The sequence below is a fragment of the Leifsonia araucanica genome, from assembly GCF_051161895.1.
Lineage (GTDB): Bacteria > Actinomycetota > Actinomycetes > Actinomycetales > Microbacteriaceae > Leifsonia.
Genome location: NZ_JBMBTW010000002.1, coordinates 2,924,503 through 2,945,281, shown reverse-complemented (window position 1 = coordinate 2,945,281; position 20,779 = coordinate 2,924,503). Strand labels below are relative to the sequence as shown.

Sequence of the window (20,779 nt, the reverse complement as noted above, 5' to 3'; positions counted from 1 at the left end):
AGATGCGGTATTTTGCGAGGTGCACGATGGTCGATGCAGTCCAGCCCGAGGGGGACGCGACGAACGACAGGGTGCCCGACATCATCTCCGAGTTCCGGCTCCAGCCCACCACGGTCGCCGGGGTGACCGGGCTGTCGCGCCGCACCACGATCACGTTCTACCTCACCGAAGGTCTGCGCAACCGCGCGAGGTCGGCCTACCGGGCCACCTCGTTCGAGGAGAAGGACAGCAGCTGGTCCGAGATGCTCAACAAGGCGCTGGTGGCCGAGATCGAGCGCCGCGAAGCCGCGTACAACGACGGCACGGAGTTCGCCGGAAGCGACGAACCGCTCACTCCCGGCCGCCCGATCGGGTTCTAACGCTTGTCGAGCGTTCCCAGCTTGTCTCCGCCGTTCTTGTAGACGGTGAGCGTGTCTCCGTCCACCTTCGCGGTGTGCGCGAGGTTCAGCCACGGCGTGACGCCCTCGCAGGCCTTCAGCGTGGAGGCGAACGGCCCGAACGTGAACGTGTCGCCCGAGATGGTGCCCTTGCCGCTCATGTCGTTGCACCCGTCGTTCCCGTGGAACGTGCCGTCTGACTCGATCGTCAGGGACGGCTTGCCCGCCGTGTCCTCTCCCCACGAGCCGGTGAACGATGAGCCGGACGACGAGCATCCTGCGAGGGCGGCCAGCACCAGTGCGGCGGCGACGGCGATGGCGGGGCGGACGAACCTGACGGTCTTCATGGCTAAAACCTAGTGGTGGTGAGCTTCCAGCGGAATGCTTGCGCACTCTCGTTTCCGTACCGATTGCGTCGCGCCGCTGCGGGGGTAGCGTGACGGCAATGACAGACGACCAGAGCACGCACGAAGACGACCTCGCCACCATCGCCGAACTCATCTCGGCGTCGCGGGTGGCGCTGCTGACCACGCAGACCGCATCCGGGGCATTGCACTCCCGCCCACTCGCCACCCAGAAGGCAGAATTCGACGGCGACCTGTGGTTCTTCACGCAGGATCCGAGCCCGAAGGTGGCCGACATCCACGCGCATCCCCAGGTGAACGTGTCGTACGACACCGGCAAGGGCTACCTGTCGCTGGCCGGCACGGCAGAGCTCGTGCACGACAGGGACAAGGTCGACGAGCTGTGGACCCCGGCGATGGACGCCTGGTTCCCCGACGGCAAAGACGACCCGTCGGTCGCGCTGCTGCACGTGAGTGCCGAGTCCGCCGAGTTCTGGGCGTCGCACGAGCCGGGCATCGTGAAGGTGTTCAAGATCGCCAAGGCGACCGTCACCCGCACCCGCCCGGACATCGGCGAGAACAAGACGGTCGAGCTCTAGAGTTCGACCCTGGCCGTCCCACTGGCCCATTTTGCTTATAAACATCTGAAATTACATCTTTCGATTCTTAATGCTACGGTCGTTCGAGATCGACGAGCGAAGACGATCGGGCGCACCGCTTGTTCCGCTCGATTGATCTGCTCCACACACAAGAGGAACGATCGGAAGAACGATGAAACACCAGAGGCTTACACGCGCTCGCATGGTTGCCGCGGTAACGATGGCCGTGGGATTGGGCGCGGGCAGTGTCGCGGCCGCTGCCCCCGCTTCAGCGGCAGACTACTCGCCGCCCTGCGGCAAGATCAGCCTGGCGACATGGTCAGCGAAGAACGTCAGTTGCTCCAAAACGATTCGCCACGTCAACTACGTCAAGAACGACGGTTACTACTACCACGCCTGGGTTTCCAAGGGCGCCACGTCCACGGCTTCGCGCTGCTACATCGGTGCCAATAAGACGAGCTTCCAGGTGAACGGCGACGGCGGCCTGACCGGCTACGGAATCTAGCACCTGTATTTCGTTGTGCCGGGGCGTGAAGCGTCTCGGCACAACGACGGAAGATGAGGATAATCCCATGCGAAAGGCGCGCGCATTGGTCGTGGCGAGTATCGGCCTCCTGTGCCTGAACGGCTGTTCGACCGAGCCTGCTCATCCTGCCCCGAGTGTTGACGGGGCGCCCACGTTCACTGGGCCGTGGTCGGCGGCCTTTGCGGACGCTTGGTCGAACTCGAGTAACCAGCTCCAGCGCGCCATCCTCAGCGATGAAAAGATCTCGGAACGCGAAAACCAGGAAGTGCAAGACCGATTCGCTTCCTGCATGGACGGCTTGGGCGCGACCGTCACGTGGGACTCCGACGGTGGCTTCCGCGTCGCCCCGAAGAACAACGCCGACTCGAGTACAGAGATGACCGAGTCGGTGACGAAATGCGAGTCGGAAACAACCGGTCCCATCAGCCAGCTCTTCTACCAGGTGAGGAGCAACCCGGACAATCGCGATATTTACGAGCTCATCGCCTCGTGCCTCGTGTCCAAGAAACTGGTCGAATCGACGTACAGTGCCCGCGACTATCAGAGCGATTTCGAGTCGGACACCTTCCCATTCTCACCGACGGATGAAGCGTTCAAGAAGTGCAACGTGGATCCGTTGGGTTTGAATCCACAAGCTCCTCACTGATGAGTCGGCTGAGACGCAGCGCAACCCTCCTCTCCCTCGCGGGGGTGGGCGCAATCGCTATCGGCGCGACAGTCGGCGTCGCACTCACACCGCAACAACGCCCGGCCACGCTCGCAAGCCCCAGCCCGCACGACCACATCGATGTGACCTCCGAGGAGTTTCTGGATTCCGCACCTGTCGAGATCGAAGTCACGACATCTGCGTCCGGCGATGCACGCATCCCGCGAGCAGGAGTGCTTTCCCGAGCCGATTGCCGATCGGGCTCGGCGCTCGAGTCGGGCGTCAACGCATTCTCAATCGAGGGCGAGCCGCTGCTCAACCTGGTGATGCCGCTACCGTTGTGGCGCGACCTTGAACTGGGGGAGGCAGGAGCGGACGTGGATTCGCTGCGTGCGGGCCTCCGGGCGCTCGGGGACGATCTGGATGAACACGGTCCGGTGACAACGATGCTCGTGAAAGCCCTGAACAACAGGTTGGCGTCCATCAACGCTCCCGGTCGCGTGTCCGGTGTGAGTCACGAATCGATTGTCTGGCTCGGCTCGGCGGTTGCTGTCGCTTCCTGCCCGGTGACCGTCGGAACGCACCTCCAAGCGGGCGATGTGATCGCCGAATTCGTGCCAGCGGTCGAGTCAGCGCGGGTGACGCGACTCCCCGGCGGGCTGGCGGAGCGTCGGTATGTCGTCGAGGTCGACGGGCAGGTCTTCGACCTCGACAAAGACGGAACGCTCGCAGATCCGGCGCGGCTTGCGACAGATCCCGCCCTCAACCGCGTTCGAGACACTGCAGCAGGCGGTCCCGACTCGCCCTCGCGCACGGTTCACGGCGAGTATCGGCTCGCTGAGCCGCTTGACGTGCTTGTTGTCCCCCCGAGCTCCGTGATCCTTGCGGCCGGCACAGCCGGCTGCGTGATTTCGGGCGACAGGCAGGTGAAAGTCCGCATCGTGGGGTCTGAGCTGGGAAAGACGATGGTGGTTCCAGCGGCGCCAGAGCGACTCCGCTCGGTCCGCGTACAGCCCGAAGCATCGTGGACATGCACGTAGAACTGGAGCATGTCGGACATCGCTTCAATCGTTCAGCGTGGTTGTTCCGCGACCTTTCTCTGTCTTTGCATCCGGATCGCCTCTATGCCCTGACCGGACCGTCCGGGTCCGGCAAGAGCACGCTGCTCAGCATCGTTTCCGGACACGTGAGCCCGGCGGTCGGATGGGTCCGCCGGATCGGCGTCAGTCGTGTGCAGTGGGTGTTCCAGAACCCGTTCGGCGATCCACGACGATCAGTGCTGGATCTGGTGTGCCTTCCGCTCCTGTCGCTTGGGATGCCCCGAAGGGACGCGAGGATCGCCGCTGCGACGCTGCTCGATGAGTTCGGCCTGGCTGAGCACGCGATGAGTCGCTTCTCGACGCTCTCCGGCGGACAAGCGCAGAGACTCATGCTCGCGCGGGCGATCTCCGCACAGCCGGACCTGCTCCTCGTCGATGAGCCGACCGCTCAACTCGACTCACAGACAGCGGAGACCGTGATCGGCGCATTGGGCAGGCTCGTGAGCAGGGGCGCAATCGTTGTCGTCGCAACCCACGACGAGCGCACGGTCCGAGCGTGCACGGACTCGATCGAACTGATGCGGTCAACGCGATGAGGCTCGGTGACATCGTCGGCGAGGCTCTGCGCAATGTCGCCACCGGGACCGCGCGAACCTTCCTGCTGGCCTTGATGTTGAGCGCGCTCTGCGTGTCCCTCGCATGCTTCGACGGCCTCATCGCCCGGAACGCGCTCGAGAGGGCCACCGCATTCGTCGCCTCAGGGGGCTCGACGCTCGTTCTCAACTCGAAGAACGGCATTGATGGCCGGCGATGCGACAATCTCTCCTCCCTCAGCAACGTTCAGGCCGCAGGTGCCACACGGGCCAGGAACTCCAAGGTCGTCGCGCGAGCGTTGCCATCGTCAGGCATCCCCACGTTCGAGGTGACGACGGGGTTCCTTCGCGTTCTGAATGCGGAACCGACCGCGGGGCGAATGGGTGTGTACGTGTCGTCGCAGGTGTCCGACGAACTGGCGCTCTATGTCGGAGACACGTTGCCGTCGACGAAAGGCGACATCCCGGTGGCCGGCACGTTCACCCATCCGGACGATGGACGCCGGAGTGGGTATCAGTACTCAGTGCTCTTTCCATCCGTGCCTTCCGGCGGATACGACGAATGCTGGGTGTCAGTCTGGCCACAAGACGGGTCGATCGCCTCGCTATTGTCGCTCGTCGCCTTGACGCCGACGACCGACAGCGAACCTCCGACGCTCTCCCAGCTGAATTCGACGGGCGGGGTTCGCTTCGACGGGGGCGACGACTACCAGGAGCGGCCGTCGCGGTTCTCCGATATCGCTGCCGCAATCGGTGCGCTCCTTCTCGGAGTCGGTGCGATCAGACTGCGAAGGCTCTCGCTGACCTCTGCCAGGCACCTCGGCATGGGCGCCACCGCGCAGACGCTGATGCTCGTGATCGAGTATCTTCTGTGTGGGCTTGTTGCAGTCGTCCTCACAACTCAGGCCCTTGTGTGGTGCGTGTCGGACCTGAACACGGCGGATGTCCCTGCAGTGTTCGCAAACCTTGTCCGCATTCCCATCGCGGGACTGATCGGCGGCTTGGCAGGAACCGTGATCGGCGTCGCGTTTGTGCGGGAGCGCCAGTTCTACCGCTATTTCACGAACCGGTAGACATCGGCGAGAACAAGACGGTCGAACTCTAGAGCACGACCCTGGTGGATGCGCGCAGCGACTCCCGCGCGGCCAGCGCGACCCGGAGCGCGTCCACCGCTGCGCTCGTGGGGCTGCGGTCCGGGGCGACTCCCGCGCGCACGCAGTCGAGGAAGTACGCCGCCTGCGCGACGAACGGTTCGCCGTCGGCGGGGAGCAGCGCATCCACCCCGTCTGTGCCGACGACATCGAGGCTGGTGCTGAACGCGAAGCCCTCCGGCAGGTCGCCGACGGTGAGGACGGTGGCGAGGCCGCCGCCGGCGTACTCGATCGTGGTGGAGACGGGGGCGCCGTAGCCGCCGGGCGAACGCACGGCCGTCACGGCCAGCGGGGTGCCGAGGTGGAGGTTGGCCTGGTCGAAGTCGTGGATGGCGAGGTCGACCACCAGGCCGCCGGACCGCTCCTCGTCGGCCATCCACTCCGGCCGGTGCGGCGACGACGTCATCCGCGTCGCCCGCAGGGCGCGCACGGTGCCGACCCCTCCGGCGGCGACCCGCCCGGCCAGCGCGGCGTATGCGGGGAAGAACCGCACGACGTGGGCGACCATCAGCACACCGGATGCGCGGGACGCGGCCTCCTGCACGGCCAGCGCGTCGTCCAGGGTCAGCGCGATCGGCTTCTCGAGCAGCACGTTGCGACCGGCTGCGAGCGCGCGGATGGCGAGGTCGGCGTGCGTCGGCGTCGGGGTGCAGACCGACACGATCGTGACGGCGGGATCGGCCAGTGCGTCGTCGAGCGTGGTCGCCCAGCGTGCATCCGGAGCTGCGGCGAGCGACGGGCGGCGGCGGGGCGACACCACGGAGAGCACCGGGATGCCGAGCACGGACCAGGCGCGGGCGTGCGCCTCGGCCATCCGCCCGGCGCCGACGATCGCGACGCCGTGCGCCACCGCGCCGGTCGCCACCGCGCCGGTCACCACCGCGCCGGTCACCGCACCACGCGGTTGATCTCGGCGGCGTCGAACAGCTTGTCGAGCACCAGGCGTCCTGCGCCCCGGATGCCCGCCCTGTCCTTCGCCACCGACACCGCGATGTCGAGGTCGTCCGTGACCATCGGCAGGCACTCGAAGTAGATGGTCGAGCGCACGCCGGCGACGAACGCCTCCGCCTCGCCCAGGATCCCGCCGAGCACCAGCCGCTGCGGGTTGAAGAAGTTCATGATCGTGGCGAGCACCCCGCCGACCCGGCTGCCGGCCTCGCGCAGCATCTGGGTGGCCAGTGGATGCGCGTCCCGCGCCAGCGCCAGCACCTCGCTCGTGTCGGCGACCTCCACCCCCGCGTCGCGCAGGGCCTGGACGATCGCGGCGCCACCGGCCACCGCATCCAGGCAGCCGGTGCGGCCGCAGGAGCACAGCACGGGCGGAGCGCCGGGCACGCTGACGTGGCTGATGTCGCCGGCCATGCCGTGGTAGCCGTGGTACAGGCCGCCGAGCGCGATCACGCCGCAGCCGATGCTGGATCCGGCCTTGACGAAGACGAGGTGCTGCACGTCGTCGCCGAGGCTGTCGTGCTCGCCGAGGGCCATCAGGTTGGCGTCGTTGTCCGTGGCGGAGGGGAGGCCGCTCAGCTCGGTCATGGCTGCGGCGACGTCGACGCCGTTCCAGCCGGGCATCCTGGACGGGGAGACCATGCGGCCGGTGGTCGAGTCGACGGGCCCGGGGAGGCCGATGCCGTAGCCGCGGAGGCGCTGGCCGGGTTCGGCGTGCTCTGCGACGAGTTCGTCAGCCACGGCCATGATCCAGGTGAGGATGCGCTGGGGCCCCTGGCCGATGTCCATGTTCTCGTTGCGCACCGCGATGAGGCGGCCGGAGAGGTCGATCAGGCCGAAGGTGGCGTGGTGTGAACCGAGGTCGACCGAGCAGACGACGCCGCTGCTCGGGTCGACTTCGAGGGTGCGAGGGCGGCGGCCGCCCTGCGAGACGCCCTCCCCCGCCTCCCGGATGTATCCGGAGGCGATCAGGGCGTCAATGCGCTGGGCGACCGTGGACGGGGACAGTCCCGTGCTGCGCGCGATCTCGGCCCGGGAGCGGGAGTGGCCGGAGCGGATCAGGTCGAGGATGACGCCCGCGTTCGAGCCGTGGCCGGGCTGTGCGTCGATCGTGCTCGTCGCGTCAGTGATTCTGCTCATGGCGCCGATCGTTCTCCTCTGAAGACGTGTGAGTTGAGGATACTGTACCGACTTTCTCCGAATTTGGATTAAGTAATTCCAATATTGCGTAAAAGCAGGATTACTTAGTACGCTTTCCGCAACCCGACCGCCAGGCCACTCGACCAGGCCCCATCAATGACGACGCGAGGAACCCGCATGACAGCAGCACCCGAACAGCAGCTCATGGTGAGCCTGCGTGCCGTCGACAAGCACTTCGGCGAGCTGCACGTGCTGCAGAACATCGACCTCGACGTGCAGAAGCGCGAAGTCGTCGTGGTCGTCGGTCCCTCCGGCTCCGGCAAGTCCACCCTGTGCCGCTCGATCAACCGCCTCGAGACCATCGACTCCGGCGAGATCCGCGTCGACGGCGAACTGCTCCCCGTCGAGGGTGCGGGGCTCGCCCGCCTCCGCGCCGACGTCGGCATGGTCTTCCAGTCGTTCAACCTGTTCGCCCACCGCACCATCCTGGACAACGTGACCCTCGCCCCGATCAAGGTGCGCGGCACGAAGAAGGCGGAGGCGGAGAAGGAGGCGATGGTCCTCCTCGACCGCGTCGGCATCGCAGACAAGGCGCACAGCCACCCCGCCCAGCTCTCCGGCGGCCAGCAGCAGCGCGCCGCCATCGCCCGGGCGCTCGCCATGCACCCCAAGGTCATGCTCTTCGACGAGCCGACCAGCGCCCTCGATCCCGAGATGGTCGGCGAGGTCCTGGATGTGATGACCTCGCTCGCCAAGGAGGGCATGACGATGATCGTCGTCACCCACGAGATGGGCTTCGCCCGCCGCGCAGCCGACCGCGTCGTCTTCATGGACCGCGGGCAGATCGTCGAGCAAGCCGCACCCGCCGAATTCTTCGACTCGCCGCGCTCCGAGCGCGCCAAGTCGTTCCTCGCTTCCGTCCTCTCGCACTAGCGAACGGAAGGCTTCGCCCTGCACCACCCGATCGCATCCCGATCGAACCCATTGGAAAGGACGCACCACATGATCCGCAGCATTACCCGCAGGAAGGCAACGGCCGCCGGAGTCCTGCTGGCAGCTGTGACGCTCGCCGTCACCGGCTGCTCATCCGGCACCACCAGCCTCCCCGGCAGCAGCTCGAGCAGCAGCTCGTCCAGCGCAGACTCGCCCTTCGCCGACGCCCCCGTCGCGAAGGCCGACCTCATCCTCCCGGGCTCCACGATGGAGAAGATCAAGAAGCGCGGCAAGCTGATCGTCGCAGAGGCGCTCGACGCCCCGCTGCTCTCGCAGCAGGACCCGACGAACCCCGACCAGGTGACCGGCTTCGACGCCGACCTCGCCAAGCTGCTCGCCACGTACATCCTGGGCAAGCCGAACGTCGAGATCGTCCCGCCGGCGTCCGAGACGCGTGAGGCGATGCTGCAGAACGGCACCGTCGACGTGGTCTTCAACACGTACACGATCACCGAGGAGCGCGCGACGCAGATCGACTTCGCCGGACCGTACTTCGAGTCCGGCTTGGCCGTCGCCGTGAAGAGCGACAACACCTCGATCAAGTCCGTCAAGGACATCGACGGCAAGAACGTCATCGTCGGCGCGAACACCCCCGCCGTCACCGAGGTGCCCAAGGTCGCCCCGAAGGCCAAGGTGACCGCGTTCGCCACCGACCCGGCCGCCGTCCAGGCCCTCATCCAGGGCCGAGGAGAGGCGTACCTGCAGGACTACACGCTCCTCGCCAGCGACGCGGCCAGCGAGAAGCAGATCAAGGTCGTCGGCGAGCCCTTCACGAAGGAGCCGTACGGCATCGGCCTGCAGCACGGAGACTCGGACTTCAAGTCGTTCATCAACGACTGGCTGAAGACCATCCAGAAGGGCGGCCAGTGGGGCAAGGCGTGGAAGACCACGCTCGGCACCGTGACCGACTCGGCCATCCCGACCCCGCCGGAGATCGGTTCCGTCCCCGGCTCCTGACCGGAGCCCCCGGGTTCCCCCGGCTCGGGGACTCCCTCAGCTCGGGATGCGCGCGGTGCGACCACACACGCCCGCGCGCATCCCGACCCACCATCCCCGTCTCCCCGCAGTGAGTGAGCAATGAATCCCCTGATCGACAACCTCGGAGCGATCGTCCAAGCGCTCGGCACGACGCTGATGATGGCGCTCATCGCCGGTGTCTGCTCGATCGTGCTCGGCGTCCTCGTGACGGTCGCGCGGGTCAGCCCCATCCCGATCCTGCGCGCCGCTGCGTTCCTGTACGTGCAGTTCTTCATCAACGTCCCGCTGCTCGCCCTGCTGCTGCTCGCCGTGTTCGCGCTGCCGGATGCGGGCCTCCTCCTCCCCCTGACGCCGACGGCGATCATCGTGCTCACCGTCTATGAGGCCGCGTACGTCGCCGAAGCCGTGCGCTCGGGCGTCAACACCGTCTCGGTCGGCCAGGTCGAAGCGTCCAGAGCCCTCGGCTTCACGCTGAGCCAGTCGCTGCGGTTCGTCGTCATCCCCCAGGCGCTCCGCGCCGTCGTGCAGCCCATCGGCAACGTGATGATCGCCCTCGCGATGAACACGGCGCTCGCGGCGGCCGTCGGCGTCGTCGAGCTGACCGCCGAGGTCAACAAGATCAACCTCATCGCCGCGCAGCCCATCCTGATCTTCTCCGGCGCAGGCATCATCTACATGGCCATCGCCCTGGCGATCGGCCTCGCGGCCGGCTGGGTCGAACGAAAGGTGGCGATCGTCCGATGACCGCTCAGCTCATCCCCGACCGTCCGGCTGCGCGTCCGGCGAAGGCGAAGCGCGCGAAGAAGCGCACGTACGCCGCCTCCTTCATCTACGACCAGCCCGGCCCCCGCGGCCGCAGGAACATCCTGATCGGCTCGATCGTCAGCAGTGTGGTCTTCGCGCTGATCATCGGCGCCGGACTCTGGCAGTTCGCGGCGCACGGTCAGCTCGACCCCGCGCGCTGGCAGCCGTTCACCGACTGGGCGATCTGGCAGTACCTGCTCGTCGGCCTCCTCGGGACGCTCCAGGCCGCGGCCATCGTCGCCGTGCTCGGCGGGGCGCTCGGCGTGCTGCTCGGTCTCGGCCGGATGAGCCACCAGCGCTGGCTGCGCTGGCTCTGCTCCGCATACATCGAGATCGCGCGCACCATCCCGGTGTTGCTGATGATCTACCTGATGCTGTTCGGCCTGCCCCAGATCGGCATCAACCTGCCGACCCTGTGGAAGCTGGTCGTGCCGCTCACCATCGCCAACTCGGCCGTCTTCGCCGAGATCGTCCGCGCCGGCGTCGGCAGCCTTCCCCGCGGCCAGCGCGAGGCAGCGCTCAGCCTCGGGATGCGCGGGGCGCAGGCCATGCGGTTCGTCGTCCTCCCCCAGGCGTTCCGCAACGTGGCGCCGTCGCTGATCACCCAGCTGGTCAGCCTCCTCAAGGACACGTCGCTCGGCTACATCGTGGCGTTCACGGAGCTGCTCTACCGTGGGCAGGTGCTCGCCTCCTTCCTGCACCTCCTCATCCCGACGTACATCGCCGTGACGTTCATCTACCTGGTGGTCAACGGCAGCCTCTCCGCCCTGGCGTCGCGTCTGCAACGCGGCTCTCGCCGACGCCCTTCGACACAGCCGGCGCTGCCCGGCCTGCCCGCAATCGATACGAAAGCCGCGAATGTCTGAGTCACCCACCGCCGTCCCCACCGCCCCCTCCGTCGGTTCGCTCGCCGAGCTGGCGACCGTCACCCGCTCCGGCCTGATCGAGAGCCGCCACTTCGGCAGCCTGGTCGCCATCGATCCGTCCGGCGCGACGGTTCTCGAACTCGGCACCCCGGATGCGGCGATCCTGCCCCGCTCCACGGTCAAGCCGCTGCAGGCGCTCGCCTGCCTCACCGCGGGCGCGCCGCTGTCCGGACCTGAGCTGGCCATCGCAGCCGGCAGCCACACCGGCGAGGACGAGCACGTGCGGGTGGTGCGTGCGATCCTCGACCGTGCAGGACTCGACGACTCCGCTCTCGGCTGCCCCGTCGACCGCCCGGAGGACGAGGCGACGTTCGAGCGCCTGGTCCGCGCCGGCGAGCCGCGCGCCCGCGTGCGGATGAACTGCTCCGGCAAGCACGCCGCGATGCTGCTGGCCTGCGCCGTGAACGGCTGGTCGACCCACGACTACCTGGACACCGCGCATCCCCTGCAGCAGCACGTGCGGGCCACGATGGCCGAGCTCACCGGGGTTCCTGTCTCCCACGACGCGATCGACGGATGCGGCGCCCCGCTCTTCGGCACCACGGTGCGCGGCGTCGCGCAGTCGTTCCGCGCCCTGGTGCAGGCCGAGGAGGGGACCCCGGCCGCGCAGGTCGCCGCCACGATGCGCGAGCACCCGTTCTACGTCGGAGGCTCCGGCCACCAGAACTCGACCCTGATGGAGACGGTGCCCGGCGCCCTCGCCAAGGGCGGAGCCGAGGGCGTCATCGGCGTCGCGGCCGCGGACGGCACGGCCGTCTCGATGAAGATCGTCGACGGCAGCCCGCGCGCCACCACCCTGCTCGCCCTGCGCGTGCTCGAAGCGCTCGGCACGGATATCTCGGGGGCCACCGCGCTCACCGCGCTGCCGGTGCTCGGCGGCGGAGTGCCGGTCGGCGCCATCGGCGTCGGCAGCGACCTCGCGGCAGCGCTGGAGCGCGTCGCGTGACCCTGGTCGAGATCTGCCTCGACGACCTCGACGGCGTCGCGGCGGCCGAACGCGGCGGAGCCGACCGCATCGAACTGTGCTCCGCACTCAGCGAGGGCGGCATCACGCCGTCGCTCGGCGCGGTCGCGGCAGCGCTGCGCCAGGTGACGAGCATGGGGATCAACGTGCTCGTGCGGCAGCGCGGGGGCGACTTCGTCTTCAGCGAGGCCGAGGTGTCCGCGATGGTCGACGACATCGTCGCCATGCGCGGTCTGCCCAACCCGTCCGGTGTTCCGCTCGGGTTCGTCATCGGCGCGCTCCGGCCGGACGGCACCATCGACGTCGCGGCGACGGCCAGGATGCGCGAGGCCTGCGGCGACGCGCCCGTCACCTTCCACAAGGCGTTCGACCAGACCCCGGACCTGCCGGCCTCGCTGGACGAGCTGATCGGCCTCCGTGTCGACAGAGTGCTCACCTCCGGCGGGGTGGCGACCGCCGCCGACGGCGCGGAGAAGCTGGCCGAACTCGTGGTGCGCGCGCGCGGACGGGTGACCATCCTCGCGGGCGGCGGTGTGCGCCCGGCGAACGTTGCCGAGCTGGTCCGCCGCACCGGCGTTCCCGAGGTGCACCTGCGGGCGAGCGAGGCCAGGCCCAGCGCATCCCGGGCCGCGGGTGGTGCTGCGACCGTGTACGACTCCGGATTCCGGATGGTCACGTCCTCCGCCGTGGTCTCCGCCGTGGTGGCCGAGCTGGAGCGGGTGGCGGCATGAGCGCATCCACTGCCGCGCAGGCCGAGGGCGGCCCCGTCGAGGCCGTGCTCGCCGTCGACCTCGGCGGCACCGCGATGAAGGGCGCCGTCGTCACGGCGAACGGTGACGCCATCGCCGAGCTGACCATCCCCACCCCCGCCGCCGACGTGGTCGACGCGCTGGTCGCCCTGTTCCACGCCCTGCGCTCCCTCGCGGACGACGCCGGATGCACGGTGATCGGCGCCGGAGTCGCCACCCCCGGCATCGTGGACGAGGAGCGCGGCGTCGTGCTCTACGCCTCCAACCTGGACTGGCGCGACGTCCCCCTCCTCGACACCCTCCGCGCCGAACTCGACGTCCCGGTCGCCCTCGGGCACGACGTGCGCGCCGCCGGGATCGCCGAGCGCCTGATCGGTGCTGCGCGCGGCTCGGACGACTTCGTCCTCGTGCCCATCGGCACGGGTGTCGCCGCCGCGTTGATCACCCGCGGCGGAACGGTCACCGGGGCGACGGGCGCCGCGGGCGAGTTCGGCCACATCCCGGTCATCCCCGGCGGCGAGGAGTGCACCTGCGGCCAGCGCGGCTGCCTGGAGGTGTACGTGTCCGGCGCCGGGCTGGCGCGCCGATACGCGGCGGCAGGCGGGGACGACCTCAGCTCGCGCGAGATCGTCGCGCGGCTGGGCACGGACCCGACCGCCGACCGCGTCTGGTCGGAAGCCGTCGACGTGCTCGCTCAAGGCCTCAACATCATGACCCTCCTGCTCGACCCTGCTGTGATCGTCCTCGGCGGCGGGTTCTCCCGCGCCGGCGACGCCCTGATGGTGCCCCTCACGGAGCGGATGAGCGCCGGGCTCGCCTGGCGTTCCCGGCCCCGTGTGGTGCGCAGCGAGCTGGGAGGCGACGCCGGACGGACCGGCGCCGCCATCCTCGCGTTCCGCGCGGCAGGTCGCAGCGACCTGCCGGCATCCTGGGCCGAGAGGTTCGAGAAGCAGCCCGTCCTGTCGGACTAGGCGGCCTCCCAAACCCCGTCGGCCTCAGGGATGCGGCGGTGGTGCTCCGCAGCCTCAGTGGATGCGGTGGTGGTGCGCAGCAGCCTCACGGTTGCGGCGGGCGAACAACAGCACGACTCCGGCCAGCGCGAGCAGCGCGGCCAGTGCACCGAGCCCGCCCAGCCCCGACACGTCGGAGCCGGTGGATGCGAGCATCCCGGCGGCGGTCGATGCGGTGCCGGCCAGGGCCGTCGCCGGGCCGACGCCTGCGGTGACGGTGGTCCCGTTGCCGTTACCGGTCGACGGGGTCGTTCCGGGCGTTCCCGGGCCGGTGGGCGTCACCGGGGTGCCGGGGTCGGTCGGGCCGGTGGGTCCGGTCGGCGTGGTCGGTCCGGTCGGGGTGGTCGGGCCGGTCGGCGTGGTGGTGGCGCCGGTGGTGCTGGTGTCGCCGATCACGCTGATCGCGTTGCCGCCGAGGGTCACCGGGATCCCGAGATCCACCGGCAGCTGGATGCCGCCGAGCAGTCCCCCGTCTCCGGTGGTCGTCGAGCCGCCGGTCCCGCCGGTCGAGCCGGTTCCGCCGGTGGTGGTTGCACCCGTGGAGCTGCTGTCACCGGCCACGCTGATCGCGTTGCCGCCAGCGGTCACCGGCACGCCTGCGCCGATGGGGAGCTGGATGCCGGAGAGCACCCCGTTCGCGCCCGTGGTGGTCGGTGCTGCGCCGCCTCCGCTGCTGCCAGCGGCCGGAGCGGTCGCGGTGGAGCTGGAGCTGGTGGAGTCACCGAGCACGCTGACGGCGTTGCCGCCGGCGGTCACAGGAACAGCGGCGCCGATCGGCGCCTGGATGCCCGAGGCGATGCCGTCAGAACCCGTGGTGGCCGGCGCTGAACCGCTGCCCGAGCCGGCCGAGCCGGCCGCAGGAGCGGTCGTCTTCGAACCGGAGGTGGTGGAGTCACCGAGCACGCTGATCGCGTTGCCACCGGCGGTCACCGGCAGTGCGGCGTCGATGGGCGCCTGGATGCCGGAGGCGATGCCGTCGGCACCGGTCGTGGTCGGCGCCGAACCGCTGCTCGTGCCCGCCGCAGGAGCGGTCGCCGTGGAGCCCGAGCTGGACGAGTCACCGAGCACGCTGATCGCGTTCCCGCCGACCGTCACAGGGACAGCAGCATCCACCGGCACCTGCGCACCGGAAGCGATGCCATCGGCACCCGTCGTGGTCGGCGCGGAGCCGGCACCACCGGCACCGGCAGCAGGAGCGGCCACAGCCGCACCCGAGCTGGACGAGTCACCGAGCACGCTGATCGCGTTCCCGCCCACCGTCACCGGCACAGCAGCATCCACCGGCACCTGCGCACCGGAGGCGATGCCGTCCGAGCCGGAGGTCGTCGCGCCGGTCGGCGCTGCGGCCTCGGGAGCGGCGGCTGCCGGAGCAGCGGTCGTCGAGTCGGCGCTGGCCGTGTCCCCGACCGCGCTGATCGCGTTGCCGGTGACCGTCACCGGCACGTTCACGTCCAGGAGCGCCTGCGTGCCCGAGAGCACGCCGCCCACTCCGGACGTGTCGACCGTGGCCGACGGTGCCGGTGCGGCGGCGGGTGCGGCGGTCGCCGCGTCCGCGCTGCTCGAGTCGCCGAGCACGCTGATCCCGTTTCCGCTGATCGTGACGGGGACCGTCAGGCCGACGACGGCCTGGGTCCCGGAGGCGGTGCCGTCAGATCCGCTGGTCTCGGCCGCGTTCGCGACACCGACACCCGCCAGTGACAACCCGCCGAGGAAGAGGGTGAACCACAGCCCCCTCGACACGTACTTGTTCATGGTCTTGCCTTTCGATTGAGTGGTGTGCTCCCACACGGGAGACTTCGGTCGCGTTCTGCCGCAGAAGGGCAGAGGCGACCCACTCAGTCGGGGCTGATGTCGTGGTCGGCGACGGGCGACGCCGGAAGACGGTCGTCGCCGTTGGCACCCAGCGGACCGCCGACGGCGGCCAGGGGTGCGATGAAGCTCTCGGGGATGGCGGCACCGGGTGCGGCACCGCCTGCTCCGGATGCGCCCGCCCCGCTGCCCGAAGACGGCGCGGGAGGCGCGGCAGGAGCCGGCCCGTGCGGGTCGGCAGGTGCGGCCGGCGCACCGTCGGGAAGCGTCGCAGAGCCGGCGCTCGCGAACGCCACGACCAGTGGATGCGCGCCCCCGCGTCCCGCAGCGAACGCTCCGAACCCAGCGGCGTCACCGAGGGCGGCAGCGCCGACCGGAACCCCGACCGGCCGACCACCGGCATCCACACCGGGAACGCCCGGAAGACCGTGCTCCCCCGGACCGCCGGCACCGGGCACGCCAGGACCGCCGGGCAGGCCGGGTCCTCCGGGCGTGCCGGGGAATCCCGGCGGCAGCACGATGGGCGTCCCGACCACCGGGTCGACCGCCTTCGTGGTGCCGTCGACCACCGCGGTGACCGTGTCGTCGACGGTCTTCGTGACCGGCGTGACGACGGTGGCGACCGGGTCGTCGCCGAGAAGATCGTTGGTGAGCGGGACGGAGTTGAGCACGTCGTCCACGACGCCGACGACCGGCGTGACCGTGGACGTCACGGGCGCCTGGTCCGCGATGCTGTCGAGGGTGTCCGCCACCGGCGTCGTCACGGTTGCGACCACATCCTGCACGGGGGCGGGAACCGCGGGGGCGACCGCCTGGGTCACCGACGCCGCCGTGTCCGTCACGCCGCCGACCACCGCGCCGACCGACTCGTCGACGCCGGAGACGAGGCCGCCGACCGCTCCGAGCACCGAGTGCACGGGCTGCGGAGGTGCAGGCTCGGCGGCGGATGCCTGCGACGAGCCGAGGAAGAAGCCGAGGATCGCGAGACCGGCACCGCCGATCAGAGACCCGATCAGGATGCGGGCAGGGGAGAAGGCGGTGGGCTGTTCAGCCGTGTGTACCAACCCGATCACCCCCTGACCGTTCGAGACAATCGGGACTGTACTCCCCCGTCTACCCGATCGGAAGAGTTTCTGTCGAGGATTCTTTCGCGGGGACTCCGGCCGCATCCAGGGCATCGGTGCGCGAACGCCGCGCCGCCAGCCCGGCGAACACCATCACCACCACGGCTCCCAGCGTGATCGCCGCCCCCGCCCAGAGCGGGGATGTGTAGCCGAGACCGGCCGTGATCGTCACCCCGCCGATCCAGGCGCCGAGCGCGTTTCCGACGTTGAACGCGGCGATGTTCGCGCCGGACGCGAGGGTCGGAGCATCCGGGGCGTAGTTCATCACCCGCATCTGCAGCCCTGGCACGGTCGCGAACCCGAACGCACCCATCAGCACCAGTGCGATCACCGCAGCGACCGGGTTGCCTGCGACCAGCGCGAACACCGCGAGGATCACCGCCAGCCCGGCGAGCTCCACGGTGAGGGTGAGGTCGAGCGCGCGGTCGGCGAAGCGGCCGCCGAGCGCGTTTCCGGCGAACAGGCCGACGCCGAACAGGATCAGCAACCACGGCACGGCACCGGATGCGAATCCGCTGACCTCCGTGAGGGTGAACGCCATGTAGGTGAACGCCCCGAACATCCCGCCGAATCCGAGGATGGTCACGACGATCGAGAGCCAGACCTGCCCGGAGCGGAACGCCCGCAGTTCGCTGCGGAGGCTGGGTGCTGCGCCGTCGGACGGGGCGCGAACACCCGTCCCGGACGGCACGAGAACGGCGACGCCGATGGTCGCGACCACCCCGATCACCGCGATGGCCCAGAACGTGGAGCGCCAGCCGAGCGCCTGCCCGAGCAGGGTGCCGAACGGGACGCCGAGCACGTTCGCGGCGGTGAGCCCGGTGAACATGATCGCGATGGCGCGCGCCTTCTTGTCCGGGGCGACCATCCCGGCCGCGACCACGGAGCCGATGCCGAAGAAGGCGCCGTGCGCGAGCGCGGCGAGCACCCGGCCGGAGAGCATGAACGCGTAGGTCGGCGCGAGGGCGGAGGCGGTGTTGCCCACGATGAAGAGCACCATCAGGCCGAGCAGCGCCGCCTTCCTGGGCAGCCGGTTGATCGCGGCGGTGAGGAACAGGGCGCCGACCACCACGCCGAGCGCGTATCCGGAGATGACCCAGCCCGCCGCCGCTTCGTTCACGCGGAAGTCGGCCGCCACCTCCGGCAGCAGACCGGCGATGACGAACTCGGTGAGGCCGATGCCGAAGCCGCCGAGGGCGAGGGCGATGAGGCCGATGGGCATGAGAACTCCTGTGCTGGTAGTCTGATAGTTGCAGGCGCGTTATAAATAGTTGCACATGCAATTACTTTCTGCAACCCGTGGATGCGCGCGCCGCACCACAGAACAGGGAGGTCCGCCGATGGGAATCACCGACGACGCCGTCGAGGTGCGCGCCCAGGGCTGGCGCACCCTCGCAGCGCTGCACAACTTCATCGAGAGCGAACTCGAACGCGCGCTCACCAAAGAGGTGCAGCTCTCCGTGGTCGAGTACACGGTGCTCGACGCCCTCAGCCGCCAGGACGGCTGGCACATGCGCATGCAGCAGCTCGCCCGCGCGAGCGCCCTCAGCCCGAGCGCGACCACCCGCCTCGTCAACCGGCTCGAAGAGCGCAGCCTCCTCACCCGCGTGCTCTGCGACGACGACCGCCGCGGCATCTACACCGAGCTCACGGCCGCCGGCCACCACCTGCTCGACGCGGCCAGGCCCATCCACGACGCCGCCCTCGAACGCGCGCTCGCCGAGGCGCACGACGTGCCCGAGCTGGCCGGGCTGATCTCGGCGCTGCCGCAGCTCGCACTGGTGCACTGACCGCTGGTGCACTGACCGCTGGTGCACTGACCCTCGCGGCACCCGCCGCCCCGAACCCCCTTTCGACGAAAGACCCTCCGATGCTCCGCACCATGTTCAAGTCCAAGATCCACCGCGCGACCATCACGCACTCCGACCTGCACTACGTCGGCTCCCTCACCGTCGACCTCGACCTGCTCGACGCGGCCGACCTCCTCCCCGGCGAACAGGTGAGCGTGGTCGACATCGCCAACGGCAACCGCTTCGAGACCTACCTCATCGCCGGAGAGCGCGGCAGCGGCGTCATCGGCGTGAACGGCGCGGCAGCCCACCTGGCCGAGGTCGGCCATCTGGTGATCGTCATCTCCTACGCCCAGCTGACGGACGAGGAGGCCCGCGCGTTCGAGCCGACGGTCGTCCACGTGGATGCGCAGAACAGCATCGTCGCGGTCAACTCCGACCCGGCCTCTGCGATCACCCCCGGCGTCGAGACCCCGCCGTTCGCGGTGCGCTGAGCCGGGCACTGGGCCGCGCGTCAGCCACCATCCCCAGCACCCGCCGTCAGCGCAAAATCTCCACCAGCGCGATCCAGCTGAACAGCGCAGCGCCCAGCAGCGCCACGATCGTCCCGATCGCCACGAGGTAGAGCGCGGCGGGCAGCGACAGCACCCCAAGCACGCCTCCGACCGCGAAGATCACCAGCGGCAGCACGAACGACACGATGTGCTGCACGTCGTACCGGTGGTACTCAGCTCCCCCTGGATCGTGGACGATCGCCCGCGACGCCATCACCGCGATCACCACCCCGATCGCCGTGCCGACCAGCGTCACGATCCCGTACCCCCACAGCGCCTGACCGGGGATGAGGGCCACGCACGCCAGCACGATGCCGAGGATCAGCGCAGCGACGGCGGCACCCGCCCGCGCGGCGAGGCCGCGCGATTCGGCGATCTGCTTGATGTTGACGGACAGCGCCACGATCAGCAGCCCGCCGAGGGCGGCACCCGCCCCGGCGATGGCCACGTTGAACTCCGCCCACGGCTCGAGCTGCGCATCCATGCCCACATGCTAGCCAGGGGACGCGCCGGGGGCGTATAAAGAGGCCATGAGCGAACCGATCGAGCAGTGGGTGGAACTCTATCGGCGGGCCTGGGAGTCCAACGATCCGGACGACATCCGGGCGCTGTTCACCGAAGAGGCCAGCTACCGCACCGAGCCGTTCGCCGAGCCGTGGGACGGCCACCTCGAGATCGTCGAGGGCTGGCTGGATGCGCAGGACGATCCGGGAGCAGCCACCTTCGAGTGGCGCGTGGCCGGCCGCGACCAGCACACCTACTTCGTCGAGGGCGTCACCGACTACCGCGACGGCCCCATCTACAGCAACCTCTGGGTGGTGAAGCTCGCCCCGGACGGCCGAGCGGAAGAGTTTACCGAGTGGTGGATGGAGCAGGAGCCCGCGCAGGGCTGAGCGGCACCAGCGCGGCCTAGAGCGCGCCGAGCCAGAGGCCGAGGCCCGCTGCGGCGAGCGCGAGCAGCATCATGCCGAACGCGTTGAAGGCGGCCGCCCGGTAGCGGCGCTGCTGGGCGAGGCGGACGGTCTCGTAGCTGGCCGTGCTGAAGGTGGTGTATCCGCCGAGGAAGCCCGTGCCGATGATCGCGCGCCATTCCGGCGGCAACCCGTTGGCGATGGCGAGTCCGGTGACCAGGCCGAGGAGGAACGAGCCCGTCACGTTGATCACGGTGGTGCCGAGCGGGAAGGCGACCGCGATCCGGCTGCGCAGCACCCCGTCGAGCACGAGACGTGCGACGGCGCCGAGGCCGCCCGCGACGGCCACCCCGACCACCAGCAGCGGCGTCACCGCGTCCGCCCGATGCGCGCGCCGAGCGCGATCCCGGCCACCGACGCCACCGCGCCGACCACGATCGTCGCGATGGCGTAGAGGATGCTGCCGCCGAGGTTCTGTGCCGCGATCAGGCCGTCCGCATCCACCGCGAACGCACTGTACGTGGTGAAGCCGCCCAGGATGCCCGTCCCGGCGAACAGGCGAACGCTGCGGCGCATCCCGTGGTCCGGTCCGTGCCTGGCGAGCGTTTCGAGCAGCCAGCCGAGCAGGAACGCGCCGACCACGTTGATCCCGAACGTCGCCACCGGCAGCCCGGCGAGCGGGGGGATCGCCGCCGAGATCAGGTACCGGGCGGTCGTGCCGAGCGCCCCGCCGACGAAGACCAGCCCGAGGTACTGCCAGCGCAGGTGCACGGGAGCTTGTCCGGTCGCGGCCATGCGGTATC

At 69.5% G+C, this 20,779-nt stretch carries 26 protein-coding genes; 17 read left to right on the top strand and 9 right to left on the bottom strand.

Annotated elements, in window-relative coordinates; genetic code table 11:
- Nucleotides 1–26: 26 nt before the first annotated feature.
- Nucleotides 27–359, top strand: coding sequence for a ParB family protein (locus tag ACN6M5_RS14310; RefSeq protein ID WP_434950793.1), 333 nt, complete (start codon nt 27–29; stop codon nt 357–359).
- Here the strand turns inward: ACN6M5_RS14310 and ACN6M5_RS14305 are convergent.
- A complete protein-coding gene (locus ACN6M5_RS14305) occupies nt 356–724 on the bottom strand; it encodes an META domain-containing protein (RefSeq protein ID WP_434950791.1) in 369 nt (122 codons plus the stop codon). The genes ACN6M5_RS14310 and ACN6M5_RS14305 overlap by 4 nt on opposite strands.
- A gap of 98 nt (nt 725–822) precedes the next feature.
- On the opposite strand from ACN6M5_RS14305, the gene ACN6M5_RS14300 reads away from it, so the two are divergent.
- From ACN6M5_RS14300 to ACN6M5_RS14275, 6 genes are all read left to right on the top strand, one after another.
- Nucleotides 823–1,320 (top strand): pyridoxamine 5'-phosphate oxidase family protein, encoded by a 498-nt coding sequence (locus ACN6M5_RS14300; RefSeq protein ID WP_085367565.1) that lies wholly within the window; start codon nt 823–825, stop codon nt 1,318–1,320.
- Nucleotides 1,321–1,522: 202 nt separating this feature from the next.
- Nucleotides 1,523–1,825 carry a hypothetical protein gene (locus ACN6M5_RS14295; RefSeq protein WP_434950789.1) on the top strand — a complete coding sequence of 101 codons (303 nt, stop codon included), beginning with the start codon at nt 1,523–1,525 and terminating at the stop codon, nt 1,823–1,825.
- A 67-nt stretch (nt 1,826–1,892) separates the two neighbouring features.
- Nucleotides 1,893–2,492, top strand: coding sequence for a hypothetical protein (locus ACN6M5_RS14290; RefSeq protein WP_434950787.1), 600 nt, complete (start codon nt 1,893–1,895; stop codon nt 2,490–2,492).
- Nucleotides 2,493–2,536: 44 nt separating this feature from the next.
- Nucleotides 2,537–3,532: a hypothetical protein gene (locus ACN6M5_RS14285; protein WP_434950785.1), complete on the top strand. Its 996-nt coding sequence runs from the start codon at nt 2,537–2,539 to the stop codon at nt 3,530–3,532.
- Nucleotides 3,523–4,128 carry an ATP-binding cassette domain-containing protein gene (locus ACN6M5_RS14280; RefSeq protein ID WP_434950783.1) on the top strand — a complete coding sequence of 202 codons (606 nt, stop codon included), beginning with the start codon at nt 3,523–3,525 and terminating at the stop codon, nt 4,126–4,128. The genes ACN6M5_RS14285 and ACN6M5_RS14280 overlap by 10 nt, the downstream gene beginning before the upstream one ends.
- Nucleotides 4,089–5,198, top strand: coding sequence for a hypothetical protein (locus ACN6M5_RS14275; RefSeq protein ID WP_434950781.1), 1,110 nt, complete (start codon nt 4,089–4,091; stop codon nt 5,196–5,198). Before ACN6M5_RS14280 ends, ACN6M5_RS14275 begins: the two co-directional genes overlap by 40 nt.
- Nucleotides 5,199–5,226: 28 nt before the next feature.
- Here the strand turns inward: ACN6M5_RS14275 and ACN6M5_RS14270 are convergent, their stop codons facing one another.
- Nucleotides 5,227–6,168: a Gfo/Idh/MocA family protein gene (locus tag ACN6M5_RS14270; RefSeq protein ID WP_434950779.1), complete on the bottom strand. Its 942-nt coding sequence runs from the start codon at nt 6,166–6,168 to the stop codon at nt 5,227–5,229.
- Nucleotides 6,165–7,364 (bottom strand): ROK family transcriptional regulator, encoded by a 1,200-nt coding sequence (locus ACN6M5_RS14265; protein WP_085367560.1) that lies wholly within the window; start codon nt 7,362–7,364, stop codon nt 6,165–6,167. Before ACN6M5_RS14265 ends, ACN6M5_RS14270 begins: the two co-directional genes overlap by 4 nt.
- Before the next feature lie 204 nt (nt 7,365–7,568).
- Here ACN6M5_RS14265 and ACN6M5_RS14260 point away from each other — a divergent pair, with 204 nt between their 5' ends.
- From ACN6M5_RS14260 to ACN6M5_RS14230, 7 genes are all read left to right on the top strand, one after another.
- Nucleotides 7,569–8,297, top strand: coding sequence for an amino acid ABC transporter ATP-binding protein (locus ACN6M5_RS14260; RefSeq protein WP_179150697.1), 729 nt, complete (start codon nt 7,569–7,571; stop codon nt 8,295–8,297).
- Nucleotides 8,298–8,366: 69 nt separating this feature from the next.
- Entirely contained in the window at nt 8,367–9,314 is a 948-nt protein-coding gene (locus tag ACN6M5_RS14255) for a glutamate ABC transporter substrate-binding protein (RefSeq protein ID WP_434950777.1), read from the top strand.
- Nucleotides 9,315–9,434: 120 nt separating this feature from the next.
- Nucleotides 9,435–10,079 (top strand): amino acid ABC transporter permease, encoded by a 645-nt coding sequence (locus ACN6M5_RS14250; RefSeq protein ID WP_168688318.1) that lies wholly within the window; start codon nt 9,435–9,437, stop codon nt 10,077–10,079.
- Nucleotides 10,076–11,005 carry an amino acid ABC transporter permease gene (locus tag ACN6M5_RS14245; protein WP_085367556.1) on the top strand — a complete coding sequence of 310 codons (930 nt, stop codon included), beginning with the start codon at nt 10,076–10,078 and terminating at the stop codon, nt 11,003–11,005. The genes ACN6M5_RS14250 and ACN6M5_RS14245 overlap by 4 nt, the downstream gene beginning before the upstream one ends.
- Nucleotides 10,998–12,011, top strand: coding sequence for an asparaginase (locus ACN6M5_RS14240; RefSeq protein ID WP_434950775.1), 1,014 nt, complete (start codon nt 10,998–11,000; stop codon nt 12,009–12,011). Before ACN6M5_RS14245 ends, ACN6M5_RS14240 begins: the two co-directional genes overlap by 8 nt.
- Nucleotides 12,008–12,760, top strand: coding sequence for a copper homeostasis protein CutC (locus tag ACN6M5_RS14235; protein ID WP_434950773.1), 753 nt, complete (start codon nt 12,008–12,010; stop codon nt 12,758–12,760). Before ACN6M5_RS14240 ends, ACN6M5_RS14235 begins: the two co-directional genes overlap by 4 nt.
- On the top strand, nt 12,757–13,749 hold the full coding sequence (locus ACN6M5_RS14230; RefSeq protein ID WP_434950771.1) for an ROK family protein: 993 nt from the start codon (nt 12,757–12,759) through the stop codon (nt 13,747–13,749). The genes ACN6M5_RS14235 and ACN6M5_RS14230 overlap by 4 nt, the downstream gene beginning before the upstream one ends.
- Before the next feature lie 54 nt (nt 13,750–13,803).
- Here ACN6M5_RS14230 and ACN6M5_RS14225 read toward each other — a convergent pair whose 3' ends face one another.
- From ACN6M5_RS14225 to ACN6M5_RS14215, 3 genes are all read right to left on the bottom strand, one after another.
- The gene (locus ACN6M5_RS14225; RefSeq protein ID WP_434950769.1) at nt 13,804–15,540 is read right to left on the bottom strand and encodes a chaplin family protein; all 1,737 of its coding nucleotides are present in this window, start codon (nt 15,538–15,540) and stop codon (nt 13,804–13,806) included.
- An 83-nt stretch (nt 15,541–15,623) separates the two neighbouring features.
- Nucleotides 15,624–16,670 (bottom strand): hypothetical protein, encoded by a 1,047-nt coding sequence (locus ACN6M5_RS14220; RefSeq protein WP_434950767.1) that lies wholly within the window; start codon nt 16,668–16,670, stop codon nt 15,624–15,626.
- A gap of 40 nt (nt 16,671–16,710) precedes the next feature.
- Nucleotides 16,711–17,943, bottom strand: coding sequence for an MFS transporter (locus ACN6M5_RS14215; protein WP_434950765.1), 1,233 nt, complete (start codon nt 17,941–17,943; stop codon nt 16,711–16,713).
- A 118-nt stretch (nt 17,944–18,061) separates the two neighbouring features.
- Between ACN6M5_RS14215 and ACN6M5_RS14210 the strand changes: the two genes are divergently transcribed.
- Nucleotides 18,062–18,511 (top strand): MarR family winged helix-turn-helix transcriptional regulator, encoded by a 450-nt coding sequence (locus tag ACN6M5_RS14210; protein ID WP_085367551.1) that lies wholly within the window; start codon nt 18,062–18,064, stop codon nt 18,509–18,511.
- A gap of 80 nt (nt 18,512–18,591) precedes the next feature.
- Nucleotides 18,592–19,005, top strand: a complete 414-nt coding sequence (gene panD, locus ACN6M5_RS14205; RefSeq protein WP_434950762.1) for an aspartate 1-decarboxylase — start codon at nt 18,592–18,594, stop codon at nt 19,003–19,005.
- 46 nt (nt 19,006–19,051) lie between these two features.
- Here panD and ACN6M5_RS14200 read toward each other — a convergent pair whose 3' ends face one another.
- The gene (locus ACN6M5_RS14200; protein WP_085367549.1) at nt 19,052–19,549 is read right to left on the bottom strand and encodes a hypothetical protein; all 498 of its coding nucleotides are present in this window, start codon (nt 19,547–19,549) and stop codon (nt 19,052–19,054) included.
- A gap of 46 nt (nt 19,550–19,595) precedes the next feature.
- On the opposite strand from ACN6M5_RS14200, the gene ACN6M5_RS14195 reads away from it, so the two are divergent.
- Entirely contained in the window at nt 19,596–19,958 is a 363-nt protein-coding gene (locus ACN6M5_RS14195) for a nuclear transport factor 2 family protein (protein WP_434950760.1), read from the top strand.
- Between the two features lie 16 nt (nt 19,959–19,974).
- Here ACN6M5_RS14195 and crcB read toward each other — a convergent pair whose 3' ends face one another.
- Both crcB and ACN6M5_RS14185 read right to left on the bottom strand, forming a co-directional pair.
- Complete coding sequence (gene crcB, locus ACN6M5_RS14190; RefSeq protein WP_085367547.1) at nt 19,975–20,349, bottom strand: fluoride efflux transporter CrcB; 375 nt, start codon at nt 20,347–20,349, stop codon at nt 19,975–19,977.
- Nucleotides 20,346–20,771, bottom strand: a complete 426-nt coding sequence (locus ACN6M5_RS14185) for a fluoride efflux transporter FluC (protein WP_434950758.1) — start codon at nt 20,769–20,771, stop codon at nt 20,346–20,348. The genes crcB and ACN6M5_RS14185 overlap by 4 nt, the downstream gene beginning before the upstream one ends.
- Between the last annotated feature and the right edge of the window lie 8 nt (nt 20,772–20,779).